10 protein-coding genes and 1 pseudogene are annotated in these 12,834 nt (G+C 43.5%); 9 read left to right on the top strand and 2 right to left on the bottom strand.

The genetic code is table 11. The features are described 5' to 3' along the window. Positions 1 to 355: 355 nt before the first annotated feature. From B5Y67_RS08315 to B5Y67_RS08305, 3 genes and pseudogenes are all read left to right on the top strand, one after another. Positions 356 to 1,771, top strand: coding sequence for a PLP-dependent aminotransferase family protein (locus B5Y67_RS08315; protein ID WP_088225992.1), 1,416 nt, complete (start codon positions 356 to 358; stop codon positions 1,769 to 1,771). A gap of 261 nt (positions 1,772 to 2,032) precedes the next feature. Continuing rightward, on the top strand, positions 2,033 to 2,440 hold the full coding sequence (locus B5Y67_RS08310) for an OsmC family protein (RefSeq protein ID WP_088225991.1): 408 nt from the start codon (positions 2,033 to 2,035) through the stop codon (positions 2,438 to 2,440). Between the two features lie 90 nt (positions 2,441 to 2,530). Further along, positions 2,531 to 2,854, top strand: a pseudogene (locus B5Y67_RS08305) (DUF6179 domain-containing protein); the annotation flags it as partial. A gap of 361 nt (positions 2,855 to 3,215) precedes the next feature. Here B5Y67_RS08305 and B5Y67_RS08300 read toward each other — a convergent pair. Both B5Y67_RS08300 and B5Y67_RS08295 read right to left on the bottom strand, forming a co-directional pair. Further along, positions 3,216 to 3,626, bottom strand: coding sequence for a HEPN domain-containing protein (locus B5Y67_RS08300; RefSeq protein ID WP_170932634.1), 411 nt, complete (start codon positions 3,624 to 3,626; stop codon positions 3,216 to 3,218). Then, positions 3,614 to 3,955, bottom strand: a complete 342-nt coding sequence (locus B5Y67_RS08295; protein WP_088225990.1) for a nucleotidyltransferase domain-containing protein — start codon at positions 3,953 to 3,955, stop codon at positions 3,614 to 3,616. The genes B5Y67_RS08300 and B5Y67_RS08295 overlap by 13 nt, the downstream gene beginning before the upstream one ends. 367 nt (positions 3,956 to 4,322) lie before the next feature. Between B5Y67_RS08295 and B5Y67_RS08290 the strand changes: the two genes are divergently transcribed. From B5Y67_RS08290 to B5Y67_RS08265, 6 genes are all read left to right on the top strand, one after another. Continuing rightward, the gene (locus tag B5Y67_RS08290; RefSeq protein WP_088226038.1) at positions 4,323 to 5,795 is read left to right on the top strand and encodes a DUF3375 domain-containing protein; all 1,473 of its coding nucleotides are present in this window, start codon (positions 4,323 to 4,325) and stop codon (positions 5,793 to 5,795) included. A 53-nt stretch (positions 5,796 to 5,848) separates the two neighbouring features. Beyond that, on the top strand, positions 5,849 to 6,457 hold the full coding sequence (locus tag B5Y67_RS08285) for a DUF4194 domain-containing protein (RefSeq protein ID WP_088225989.1): 609 nt from the start codon (positions 5,849 to 5,851) through the stop codon (positions 6,455 to 6,457). Continuing rightward, positions 6,454 to 9,855 (top strand): ATP-binding protein, encoded by a 3,402-nt coding sequence (locus B5Y67_RS08280; RefSeq protein ID WP_088225988.1) that lies wholly within the window; start codon positions 6,454 to 6,456, stop codon positions 9,853 to 9,855. Before B5Y67_RS08285 ends, B5Y67_RS08280 begins: the two co-directional genes overlap by 4 nt. Continuing rightward, positions 9,836 to 11,026, top strand: a complete 1,191-nt coding sequence (locus B5Y67_RS08275) for a DUF3322 domain-containing protein (RefSeq protein WP_088225987.1) — start codon at positions 9,836 to 9,838, stop codon at positions 11,024 to 11,026. The genes B5Y67_RS08280 and B5Y67_RS08275 overlap by 20 nt, the downstream gene beginning before the upstream one ends. 205 nt (positions 11,027 to 11,231) lie before the next feature. Beyond that, entirely contained in the window at positions 11,232 to 11,870 is a 639-nt protein-coding gene (locus B5Y67_RS08270) for an NYN domain-containing protein (RefSeq protein WP_088225986.1), read from the top strand. Positions 11,871 to 11,927: 57 nt separating this feature from the next. Beyond that, entirely contained in the window at positions 11,928 to 12,176 is a 249-nt protein-coding gene (locus B5Y67_RS08265) for a hypothetical protein (protein WP_088225985.1), read from the top strand. Positions 12,177 to 12,834 lie beyond the last annotated feature (658 nt).

Raw genomic sequence — 12,834 nt, 5'->3', positions numbered from 1 at the left:
AAGACTGACTGGCGCCCTTTTACGCTGCTATTGAAATATTCCATTATAAAATAAACCGTCACAATTGCGGCAAACTTATCGCTGCGTGTGGACGCTGCAGGAATACCCGGTAAGGTAGTTATAGACAATGAAAAAGCAATGGGAAGCTGTTCTAACATGGAAGTGTGTTTACACAGTGATTAGAAAAAGCGCAAATAGACCTGGTGTATACATAATGGTTATTGAATAAATTATCATTTGCAGCATCTCGTTTTACCTCCTAACTAGTAATACAATTGTTATATTGTATTAGATACAAGTTTGATGTATTGTAGGAGATATAATTGGAAATATCGAGATAAAAGAAGGTAATAGGATGAAGCTGGATCAATATGGCAACGAAATAAGCTGGATACCGAAACTAAAGACAAGGGATGATATGCCCTTATATCAAGCCCTTGTGCAAGCAATACAAGATGATATTAATCAAGGGATATTGATGCGCGGTTATAAAATGCCGCCGCAGCGTGTCCTTGCTAACCAACTTGGTCTTAATCATGGTACGGTTACAAGAGCGTATAAAATTTGTGAAGAAAAAGGTTTGGTTAAAGGTATTGTTGGGAAAGGGACATTTATAGCTGCCAGTCCGGGACTGCCCATCTCATTATTAACAGATCATAAAGATACTGATTTGATTAGTTTAGGTATGGCAATCCCTCTTTATGAATGCAATCCTTTGATTGAAACCTTCGTTAAACAAGTCCGGGATTCGATGGATTATGGCTTAACCATGAGGTATTGTCCGCCGGAAGGACATATTAAACATCGCTATGTTGCAGCTAATTGGCTGATAAAGTATAAAATTAATGTTAAGGCTGAAAACATTCTCATTACCTCAGGAACCCAAAATGCCTTGTCAATTATTCTAATGACACTTTTTGAAAAAGGAGATAGAATTGTTGTTGATGAATACACCTATACAGGCTTAATAAGTTTAGCTTCATATATGAATGTTATTCTGGTTCCTGTTTTGGGGGATGAACAGGGTATGGATATTGAAGAATTAAAGTCCGCCTGTAAACGGGAGCAACCTAAGGGCATCTATATTATGGCAGATTATCACAATCCGACCACAGTAACTTTGAGTTCTGAAAGAAGAAAAGCACTGGCCAAAGTTATTGCAGACAATAATTTACTGCTAATGGAAGACGCTACCTTTAGCTTTAGTCTGGAAAAGAAAATTAAGCCGGTAAGCGCCTATATTCCGGAACAGAGCCTCTTTATAATGGGTACATCAAAAGCAATTAGTCCGGCTTTTCGTATATCGTATATTGCTGCTCCGTCATCTCTGGTTGAGAAGCTATCCCATGGACTGAACAATATTATCTGGATGGCCTCGCCATACACTTCGGAAATTGTCTCCCTTCTGCAATCAACCGGAGCCTATGAACGCATAGAAGCAGAAAAAATCCGCTTGCTGAAAGAACGCAATCAACGTTTCGATGATATTATGACAGGGTATGATGTGTTGCCGGCCCCAACTTCGTGTTATCGGTTTCTTCAGCTGCCCGGCAGCTATGATGATGTTGAATTGGAATACTTGGCCCTAGAAAAAGGTGTGCAAATTTTATCGGCTAATCGGTTCTATGTAGGATCGAAAACGGAGAAACCAACGCTTCGCTTGGCTGTCAGTGCACCAAATACCTTGGAAGAACTGGAAATAGCACTAGGGATTATCAAAGAATTACTGTATAATTATCCAAGGCGAAAAAGTCGCTGCCCGGTTCTGTAATTTATGTCTATCAACTGAGTGAAGGCTAGTGCTGATCCAAAGATTCCATAGCCGTGGAAATAGTGTTGTGCAGGGCGGTAAAGCATTAGAAGTTGAAATTTCTGGTTGTTAATTGTAATTTGAATTACAATTATAGCGATGGTTATTATTCTATACTGTATATGAAATATGAGTGTTTAAGTAATAAATTTGCTGCCTAAAGGGAGGCGGGTTATCGCTCTGACGGCAGCGAAAATTTCAAATATTTAGGAGGAATACTTGATGCAGAAGGTAAAAAGCCTATGGCAGGGCGGTCAAAAAAACAGCGTTTTTTTTAATCAGGATATTAATTTGCTAATTGATGAGAAAGGACCGAGACCGACAGATCTGCTATTGGCAGGGTTAATCGGCTGCAGTCAGGGGGTTTTCCTGGAAATTACAGAAAAGATGAGGATTAAGGTTAATAGCATCAGCATGGAGGCAGAGGCAGAGCGTGAATCCGAACCTCCCAAGCTATTTTCGAAAATTGCTTTAAGCTATCATATCGAAGTGGATGAAGGCTTGGAATCTAAAGTGGTCAGAGCTATAAAGCTTGTGGAGCAGTATTGTACTGTGTTTAATATCATGAAATTAAGCGCTGACATTGAGGTGTTATGTTATATAAATGGGGTAAAACAATTAATTGCTTAGATAATTTCTCCTTTTAGGGTTACCTTTGTGATCTGAACAAAGTGCTCTTTGGGGCATTCCTCTGGAATCTAATTTAAAACCGTAGAAAGAGCCCAGAGTCTTCTAACCTCCATTATGTTTACCATCGGGGTGTGGTTAAAGACCTATCCTGACCCCGATGAAGCAGTGGCAGCAATACAAAAAGACAGCATCTACGCTCTCTATCAAAAGGGTCGTGAGCGTATCAACGAACGGATAAAGTCAACTAAAATCCTGCACTCTGCCATTACCGGTCATTTGCTGCAAATGGAAAATGTCTTTTACCGTTCCACCATTGTGGATGGCATAAAGGGTTTCTTCAAGCTATATTACCCCGAATTTGCCGCACAGGAAATTCATATCACGGCAGACTATCTCCAATCCGCAACTCCTTAATGAGGAGAACGCAGATGAATTTACAAGAATGTACTATGTTGCGTGTAGTCGTGCAAAGGTAGACTTGTATATTCACTTGAAAAAAGCTTTGGATGTAACTGCATTATAATCGGCACTGGATAATTATAATCAAGCTCACGAAGATAATCAGAAAATTGATTTCGAAATACTCCCATTGTGAGCGGAGAAATGCTGTAGCAAAAACAATATACTATCAGATTAAAAATCTATACTATAATGCAGGCGGTGGCATCCACCGCATACGCATATTCGTAATGTTTTTAACTAACTTTTGAGAGGAAGAATAAGCATATCACAAACAAAGGCTTCCCCGAGATTTTTTCTCAGGGAAGCCTTTGTTTCATTGGAGGTCGGCATAGTAAGAATTTAAATAGTCTTCGACACCTTTTATTACCATTTGGACATCTTTAAGAGTTTTTTCAGCGTCTTGTTTACTAGCAAGATAGAAATCATCATAATCACTGGCTAATCTCAGATCCTGAGAGCTTGCGATAATCTTTCGGTATTCTTTTGGAAATATTCCAGTTTTCACAAAGTTAATATTAAATGCACCTATTACCCCAGAATGTTTCCGCGAATCAAGTCCTAATGTAGCTAAAGTCGCCCTAGCTGCCTGAAAGAGGGAGTAGTATGCCTTGGATAAACAATCCCGGTAATGTTCCAGCCTAAATAGATCCTTGGCAACTGCTAACCGTTCTTTAGCAGATTGCAATCGATAAAAGGCCAAATCTTTGGTTTCTATACGGTCCACAATGTTTCTCCTTCTTTAAGGACATTTTTAACAAAAGGTACATGCATTGTTGACAACTGATTAAAGTATTCCCCTTCATAAATATTGAGCGAAATATTTATGTCATAACCCACATCGTCAAGTAAAAGAAAATCATAAAGTTTATCTCTGTCTACTTTATCGCGATTGCGGACAAGAATCATAATATCAATATCGGATTCAGGCAGAGAATCCCCTCGGGCTTTAGAACCGTAGAGAATCACAGAAATTAAGTTATCCTTGCAAACATCGCGTATATGTTGAATTGTCCTGTCTAAGGCCGTTTGTTCCGTTTTAGTTAGGGATGCCATAGAATCACTCCCTCTCAGAGTTAAATCTATCTGAATTATAGCATGCAATATCACTTTGCTCAATTTGTTGCCCGACCTACTCCTCACCCTCTTCCGCCAAGTAGAATTGACAAAAATCGGAGAACACTATCGAAAATGGAGAGATGCATAAAAACTGACTGATGAGGCGCATCTTTGCAAAAGTTACATCAAGTCATTCAGAGCAGCTTCGGGTGTATGATGGCCGTCTGCATGCTTTTTTCATGAATAATAAGGTCGTATCGGGTTAATGGGCCAACAAAATGCTGACATTTTAAAGGAAATAGATGTAAGCTGTCGAAATCTATATTTTAACAGAGAAGGAAATCAAACGGAGGAAAGTCGTTCGATGGCACAGCAAAAAACTGAGTTTTCGGAACATATGTCATTCGAGTTTCTGGAGTTACTGCGCAAGAAAAATCCGGCGTGGCGTTTGTTAACCTCATCTCAGGCTCCTTTTGTGGCATCTTTTCTCTATAGAGAATTTATTGCGGAAAATAAGCGGCAGATTGCCGAGCAAGAATTGATCAGCCGCTTGGAGGGCTTTATTGAGCTGCTCAATCAAGGGCGCGAAGACTCCCTCTTTCCCCGTTCGGGAAGGGAATATCTGGATGACTGGGCCAATGATGAACATGGCTGGCTGCGGAAATTCTATCCCCCGGGACAGGACGAGCCTTATTTTGATGTAACCTCCCTGGCCCAGAAAGCCATTGAGTGGCTTCTGAGTTTAAGGCAACAGGTTTTTATCGGTACAGAATCACGTCTGATCACAGTATTTGAACTCCTGCACCAGATTGTGGAGCGTTCTGAAACCGATCCAAAGTTACGCTTGGCCGAGCTTGAACGACGTAAAGCCGAAATTGAACAGGAAATCATCCAGGTACAAAAAGGACAGGTGGAGCTGCTGGATGAAACGCAAATCAAGGAGCGTTTTTGGCAGGCGATGACGACTGCCCGAGAGATCCTGGCCGACTTTCGGGCTGTAGAACAGAATTTTCGGGAACTGGACCGGGGAATGCGGGAACGGATTGCCACTTGGGAACGGGGAAAAGGAGAATTGTTGGAATCAATCTTTGCAAAACAGGATGGGATTGCCCAATCGGAGCAAGGAAAAAGTTTTGCTGCGTTCTGGAAATTTTTAATGTCCTCAGCTTATCAAGATGATTTTAAGAGTACTCTGGATAAAGTCCTGCAGATGAAAGCGGTGCAGGAAATGGGACCGGGCCGGAACATTCGCTATATTCACCATGATTGGGTAAATGCCGGGGCCCATGTCCAGGAAACGGTAGCGGCTTTGTCTCAGCAGTTAAGGCGGTATGTGGATGAGAACTTCCTGGAGGAAGAACGCCGGATCAATCAGCTTGTGCGGGAAATTGAAGGAAAGGCTGTGGCAATCCGCAATACTCCGCCCTCAGACTGGTCCATGGAAATTGACGGTGTAAAACCGGAAATCAACCTTCCCTTAGACAGGCCTTTATTTTCACCTCCCCAGCGGCCGGAACTGAAGGACGACATCATGGACGCGGGAAGCGACGATGTTCCGGCGGAAGCGCTGTTCTCCCAGGTTTATGTGGATAAGGAAAAACTTAAAGACAGAATTGGCTATCTGCTGCAATCTCAGGAAAGAATCTCTCTCTCGCAAATTATTGAGCATTTTCCTCTGGAGCTGGGCTTGAGCGAACTTATTACCTATCTGGTCATTGCCAGCGAAAGCTCGCAAGCGGCCTTTCATCCCGACGAATTGGAGGAAGTATTCTGGCAGGATGAAACAGGAACCAGACGAGTAGCCAAGCTGGCTAAAGTAATATTTCAGCGGGTTTAAGAATTTGCCGGCTTGGAATTCAGGAGACTATGGACCGTAGGGGGGACTAAGTCATGAATGCAATGGATGATTTGGCATTGTCACGAACTGTCGTCGCACTTTTTAAAAATGTGGTATTTAAAGAAACGGATCAGGAGTATTGGGAAGTCATCCAGGCCCAGAAAAACAAAATTGAAGATTATGTGGGTAAGATTGGCCTTACCCTGATCGTAGATGAACTGGACGGTTATGGATATTTGAAGCAGCGTTCTTACGGAGAAGGCGAAGAGGCCATTCCCCGTTTGGTACCTCGCCATGGACTAAGCTATCCGGTTAGTCTTTTGCTTGTGCTTCTGCGAAAACAATTGGTGGAGTTTGATTCGACCACCGGGGATCAGCGGCTTATTATCACCAGGCAGCAGATAGCCGAGCGCCTGAGCTTGTTTTTGAAGGACACCACCAATGAGGCAAAATTAATGGCTGACATCGATAAGCATATCGACCGAGTGGAAAAAATGGGCTTTTTGCATCGTTTACGAGGCAATGAAGAACGTTTTGAGGTTCAGCGTATTCTCCGCAATTTTGTCACCGGGGAGTGGCTCAGCCATTTCAACGAGAGGCTTGAAGAATACCGGCGTTACGCCAATGCCGGTGAACCAAAGGACGGGGAGGTGAAGGCATGAGTTCGTTTAACTTGGAAGAACCCGGCAGACTTTTTGGCCCTACACCGGGATTTCGCTTACATAAGCTTGAAGTCTATAATTGGGGTACTTTCGATGGCAAAGTCTGGACCTTTTCTCCCAAAGGAGAAACCAGCCTCTTAACCGGAGATGTGGGGTCGGGGAAATCCACCTTGGTTGATGCATTAACGACCCTTTTGGTTCATCCGCGGAAGGTAGCTTATAACAAAGCGGCTGATTCTAGTGCCAAGGAGCGTTCAGTCACCTCTTATGTACGGGGTTATTTTGGTCAGAAACGGAGCAGTGAAGGAAATGGTCAGCCTGATTCCTTACGGGACCCCAATCACTATTCCGTTATCCTGGCAACATTTTTGGATCAGGGTTTGTCTCAGCATGTTACCCTGGCTCAATTTTTCTGGTTCCCGGATCCCCAGAAGTCTCCGGTCCGTTTTTATGTTGTAGCTGATAAAGAGATGTGGATCACCCAGGACTTTGCCAGATTTAACAATGAGGTCAGGGTTCTGAAAAAACGCTTAAAAGCCGGCAGCAGGGTTCAGGTCTTTGAAGACTATGGCCGCTATGCCGAGGTCTTTCGCCGTAAGTTTGGTATTGCTCAGGAGCAGGCTCTGGATTTGTTTCAGCAGACCATCTCTATGAAAAAGGTTGAGGCTTTAACGGATTTTGTCAGAACCAATATGTTGGAAGTTCCTAATACGGCTAAAAACGTGGATGACCTGATCAAACATTTTCAGGATCTGAATGGGGCACATGAAGCTGTCCTTAAAGCCAAGCTGCAGATTCAGTTGCTGGCTCCCCTTGTTGATCAGGGAAATCACTGCCTCCGGCTTGAAGACAAACAAAGGCTGCTGAATCAAGCACGCCAGGCTTTAGCTCCCTGGTTCGCCGAGCGGAGGCTGGCTTTACTGAGTGCTGAAATAGCCAAACAGGAGCAGAAACTGATTTTGGCTGCTGCAGCACGGGAACAGGCAGAAGCAATCCAACGTGACTTGGCTGAAAATATCAAAGAAATTGAAAGAGCTATTTTTGCTAATGGCGGAGATGCTCTGGAAAGATTAACCCGGGATATTGAGACCGCCAGGCAAACTCTTAAGCGCCTCAAGAAGAATCTGGAGGCCTATACCTGTCATGCCCAAATCCTTAAGCTGCCTGTGCCGGATTCGTTAGCTGTTTTCCTGGCTAACCAAAGAAAATTAGCGGAATTTAAACGGAATGAGGAAGAAGCGCAGAGAGGTTTGCGGGAGGATCTTAAGACTGCCGTTACGGAGGAGGACAAGGCAAATAAGGCGGCCGATCAAGTGGCCCAAGAATTGGCATCTCTCCGTTCCCGCACTTCCAGTATTCCCCGGGAATTCGTTGAGAAACGCCAACAACTCTGTCAGGTTCTGCAGATCGGGGAAGACGAATTGCCTTTTGTCGGTGAACTGCTGGAAGTCAGAGCGGGGGAAGAGAGTTGGGAAGGAGCTATTGAGAGGCTGCTGCATAGCTTCAGTCTGTCGCTGCTGGTGCCGGAGCGTCATTATCAGGCCGTCATGCAGTGGGTAGATCGGACCCATCTGGGGATGCGGCTGGTCTATTACCGGGTTCAGGATGAAGGACAGACGTCTGCTTCCGGGCGGCTGAATCCTTTCTCCGCAGCCGAAAAGCTAAACATCAAGCCCGGCACGCCCTTCGGTGTCTGGCTCAGCAAGGAGCTGCGCCAGCGCTTTACTCATGTTTGCTGCGAGACGATGGAGCAATTTCGCCGGGAAACCCAGGCCATCACCCAATCCGGGCAGATGAAAACCGGGGGTAAACGTCATGAAAAAGATGATCGGCATGGGCTCAATGACCGCCGCCGCTATGTGCTGGGTTTTTCCAATCAGAAAAAAATTGCTGCTCTGGAGGAAAGCGAACGGGACTTAAGGAATGAGGCACAATTTTATCATACGGAACTGGATGATATCTATCGGAAGCAGCGGGAGAGTCAGGAGCGCGTTCAGGCAGTTGCCGGCATGGCTAGTATTGATGATTTTGCCGACATTGACACTAATACAGCAGAAAAGGATATTAAAGAAAAAGAAAAATTGAAAAGGAAACTGGAGCAGGAAAACGATATCCTGCAAGGGCTCCAGAATCAGTTGACTGAATTGATGCAGAAGCAGGATACCCATGAAAAAGTTGTGGAGAAAGCCCGCAAAGATGAGACAACAATGGAAAATAACCGGGACGCTCTGCTGAAGGATAAAGTGAGCACTGCAAATACTGCGGCTGAAGCTACACTGGTAATGCAGGAAGAGGCTTACCCTTTCCTGGAGCAGCATGAGTCGGAGGCATTGGGGAATATCGGTTTGACCTTGGACAATGGGAAAACACTGGAACGGGATTATCTGGATTGGATCGAAAGGGAACGCAATACACTGATCGACGAGATGGGACGGCTCAAAAATAGACTCGTTAAGGCGATGCAGGCTTATAATAATAGATATACTGAAGAAACAAGAGAGATTGATTCCGATCTGGAGAGCTTGCCCGAATATGCCCGGATGCTGGAGCAGCTGCAAAGCGACGGATTGCCGGCATTTGAACAGCGTTTTAAGCAATTGCTGCATGAAAATGCTATTAATCAAATCGCTTTATTCCAGGCCAAATTAAAACAGGCACAGGATACCATCCAGACCCGGATTGAACAAATTAACGGTTCCCTGAACGCCATCGACTATAACGAAGGAAGGTATATCCGTCTGGAGTATGCTGAAACCTATGATACGGATATTAAAGAATTCCGAGTTCAGTTGAAAGCCTGTACTGAAGGGGCTCTGAGCGGTTCTGAGGATGAACAATATGCTGAAACAAAGTTCTTGCAGGTGAAAGCTATCATTGAGCGCTTCCGAGGCCGGCCTGGGGAGACCGAAAGGGATGAGCGCTGGACCAAAAAAGTCATTGATGTCCGCAACTGGTTTTTATTTGCCGCTTCGGAAAGATGGCGGGAGAGCGATGAAGAATATGAGCATTATACCGATTCCGGCGGAAAATCCGGAGGGCAAAAGGAAAAGCTGGCCTATACCATTCTGGCGGCCAGCCTGGTCTATCATTTTGGTTTGGAAGGGCAGGAATCCCGGCCCCAGTCTTTCCGTTTCGTAGTCATTGATGAAGCGTTTCTGAAAAGCTCGGATGAATCCGCCCGCTTTGGCTTGGAACTTTTTAAAAAGTTGGAGTTGCAGCTGCTGATTGTCACTCCCTTGCTCAAAATCCCCACTATCGCCAAATTTATTGCTCATGTGGGCTTTGTCCATCATGATGATGTAAAACATCAATCTATGCTGAGGGACATTTCTATCCAGGAGTATGAGCAAGAGCGGAAGGCCAGGGAGGTGGCCCAATATGTCCATCAAGTGGTCTGATTCATTATGGATCCGAGAACAGTTACGGCGGAAGTGGGATTCGGGCCAGATTTTGCGATCGCTGCTGATGCCTGATGATCTATTTCCCTTGCGCATTCTCCTGAAAAGGCCGCAAAGAAGTGAGGTGAATGAAAATTTTGCTGAAATCTCCCGCTGGATCCAATCGCTTAAGAAGCAGAGCAAGCAGGAGACCGGCTTTGGCTATGAACTGGTGGAAAAGGAAATAGTTCACAGGCAATCGGGCCGTAATCTCCTGCCAACTCATGCCCTTATTCCCACCATGAAGGATGCCCTGCGCTTGTTAAGGAAAGAGCGGGAAGGTGACAAATTTCTGGAACTTGCCCGGCTGATTCAGGAGGAATGGCCCGTTTTGCAAGAATGGATTCTTAAACATCCTCACAAAGTACTGGCAGCCGGAGCTGACTGGAGCGGTATCCTGGCCGTGCTGAGCTGGTTTTTCAGTCACCCGCGCTGCGGTTTATATCTGCGGCAACTGGATATTCCCGGGATTGACACCAAGTTTGTTGAGCAAAGAAAAGGGCTTCTGACGGAATTATTGAATATTATTTTGCCTGATGAAGCGATTGATCACAGCGCTCCTTCATTTGAGCTGCGTTATGGATTGCAGGCTAAGCCGGTGCAAGTCAGGCTGCGCTTCCTTGACCGGCAGCAGTATCTTAAGGGGATTTCCGATCTGACGATTCCGGTGGAACAGCTGGCGGAATTCAAGTCTCCAGCTTCCAAGGTTTTTATAACCGAGAATGAAATCAATGGCTTATGCTTTCCAGATATCAAAGAAGCGTTGGTGATCTTCGGGCTGGGATACGGTGTTGAGGTGTTGAAGTCCGTGCTTTGGTTGAAAGAGAAAGAAATTTACTATTGGGGAGATATCGATACCCACGGCTTTGCCATTTTGGACCAAGTCCGCAGCTTTTTGCCTCAAGCCCAGTCGCTGCTTATGAATGAAAGGATATTGATGAGCCATCAGCATCTATGGGTCATAGAGGAGAAGCCTTCCTTCACACAGTTGAATCGGTTGACGGCAGATGAAAACCAGCTGTTGTCTTCCCTGCAAAACAATACTTGGGGCCAGGGAGTTCGTTTGGAACAGGAGAGGGTTTCTTTTCAGGATGTGAAAGGGGCGGTTGAGCGTTTGGAGTATAATGGTTAATACGCCTAATGGGGCTAAACAAAGTTTTGTGAGTTATTATTCTGAAAACAGGAGGAAGTCTGGAAGGTAGCAAAATACAAGGAACTTAGGTTCTACGATTTTGTATGTGTATATAATCAAGAAAATGAAGCGTTTATCGAGGATGAAAAGTAGGCTGAACCATCGGTATATAATATTAAAAATGGCTTTTAAAGGAGAGTCGAAAATGGATATACATATCTTTTGGGATAACTCTAATATCTGGGGCAATGCCATGGGAACGAAACAAACTTTGGAGCCTAAAGTACCAGATTTAGCTCTAAGGATTTATTTTAGAAATCTAAACGACTTAATTATGAAAGGCAGAAACGCAGCCAGTAAATGTATGGCAGGTTCGGTACCGCCGGAATGCCGACAACTATGGGATTATGCTAGACAAATGGGCTACAATACGGATTTGCTATATCGGGTTGATACTGGGGATGGAGTTCAAAAAGAACAAGCAGTTGATGAACTTTTGCACTTAAAAATATCAGATGCATTACTAGATTTTGAAGCACCCCAGACATTAATAATTCTTACTGGCGACGGAAAAGTATCAGATTACGGTACAAGCTTCGCAAAGCAGGTAGAAAGAGCTCTAAAGCGTGGATGGAATGTTGAAATTTATGCATGGGAACATGGATTTAATAGCAAAATCTATACACAAATACAAGCTAATTACCCAAGCAACTTAAGTATTATCCATCTCGATCCCTATTATTATCAATTAACTTTTGTTGCAGGTGGTAACTATTATGATATGGATGAGCAAGGCCAAAAGAGTTACTTTCATGTGGACAATAGGATTGTTAAGCCGCTATAAAGTATTAATAAATCATTGTTGGCTTGCGATTATTATTAACATAGGGAAGGGATTTAGATGGAAAACAAAACGATTGATATTGTAAGCGAGTATAGTAGAGAATTAAATGAAATTCGTTATATTTTAAATAATTTGGAAGATGGAAGGATTTATGAAAAAACAGGGTGGACTCAAGATGGTTATTTAGCAACTAATATACAGAAACTGAGAAAAGAGATCACCCATTTGCTGGTAAAGATTCAAAATGGCGAGGAAGGAGACAAAAAAAGAATTAGAGAAGCATTAGCTAAATATAGTGAGACATAATCGTAATTTATTCAAGTTCTCATTATGAGTAGCGAATTATTCGAGCAAAGCAATCCGGGTGCCATTTGTCGTTGTCATATAGTTTAGTATGTTTTCAAATCCGAACTTTTCACTACGAACTGTATATTTGCTTATCCAAACTCACTCATATTTAAAAACTTATATATTGAAGAGGGGAAATCTAATGGCAAACAAGACAGGGCCTCAACCCGATATAAAATATTGTCCGATATGCAAGGGTGACCTTCTAAATATTCCAAGAGACAAAATGAAATCAAAAGGCTACGTAAGAAAGGATGGGACAGTTTCGGAGCATACTCATACATATGACTGCTTAAAATGTAATTCGAGGTTTGAAATAAATCAAGATCGCTAAGTACATTTTTCTGATTAAGAAAAATAGAGGATACAGTTGGTAGGAATATGGAACTTCGATGGTTTATTAAACTTTTGATAGGGCTAATAATGCGAGCCAAAAAGAAGTTTTTATTATTTATATAACACGCCGATAAAAAGGAATTTAGAGGAGAAGAGCATTCCTGTGAGTAACAAAAAATGAGCTTTGAAAAAAAGACGACCTCACGTTAAGCTTTGAGAGGATGCACTGTTGGCCAACAGAATCCAATCAAAAAATAACGGAGGTCACCCAGGTGAATTT

The sequence above is a fragment of the Desulfosporosinus sp. FKB genome, from assembly GCF_002196705.1.
Lineage (GTDB): Bacteria > Bacillota > Desulfitobacteriia > Desulfitobacteriales > Desulfitobacteriaceae > Desulfosporosinus.
This window is presented reverse-complemented; position numbering and strand designations above follow the sequence as displayed.

Excerpts from the sequence above, each read along its gene's own strand:
- B5Y67_RS08295 (WP_088225990.1), bottom strand. The coding sequence starts at position 3,955 with ATGGCATCCCTAACTAAAACGGAACAAACGGCCTTAGACAGGACAATT.
- B5Y67_RS08285 (WP_088225989.1), top strand. The coding sequence starts at position 5,849 with ATGAATGCAATGGATGATTTGGCATTGTCACGAACTGTCGTCGCACTT.
- B5Y67_RS08270 (WP_088225986.1), top strand. The coding sequence starts at position 11,232 with ATGGATATACATATCTTTTGGGATAACTCTAATATCTGGGGCAATGCC.
- B5Y67_RS08280 (WP_088225988.1), top strand. The coding sequence starts at position 6,454 with ATGAGTTCGTTTAACTTGGAAGAACCCGGCAGACTTTTTGGCCCTACA.
- B5Y67_RS08310 (WP_088225991.1), top strand. The coding sequence starts at position 2,033 with ATGCAGAAGGTAAAAAGCCTATGGCAGGGCGGTCAAAAAAACAGCGTT.
- B5Y67_RS08265 (WP_088225985.1), top strand. The coding sequence starts at position 11,928 with ATGGAAAACAAAACGATTGATATTGTAAGCGAGTATAGTAGAGAATTA.
- B5Y67_RS08290 (WP_088226038.1), top strand. The coding sequence starts at position 4,323 with ATGGCACAGCAAAAAACTGAGTTTTCGGAACATATGTCATTCGAGTTT.
- B5Y67_RS08275 (WP_088225987.1), top strand. The coding sequence starts at position 9,836 with ATGTCCATCAAGTGGTCTGATTCATTATGGATCCGAGAACAGTTACGG.
- B5Y67_RS08315 (WP_088225992.1), top strand. The coding sequence starts at position 356 with ATGAAGCTGGATCAATATGGCAACGAAATAAGCTGGATACCGAAACTA.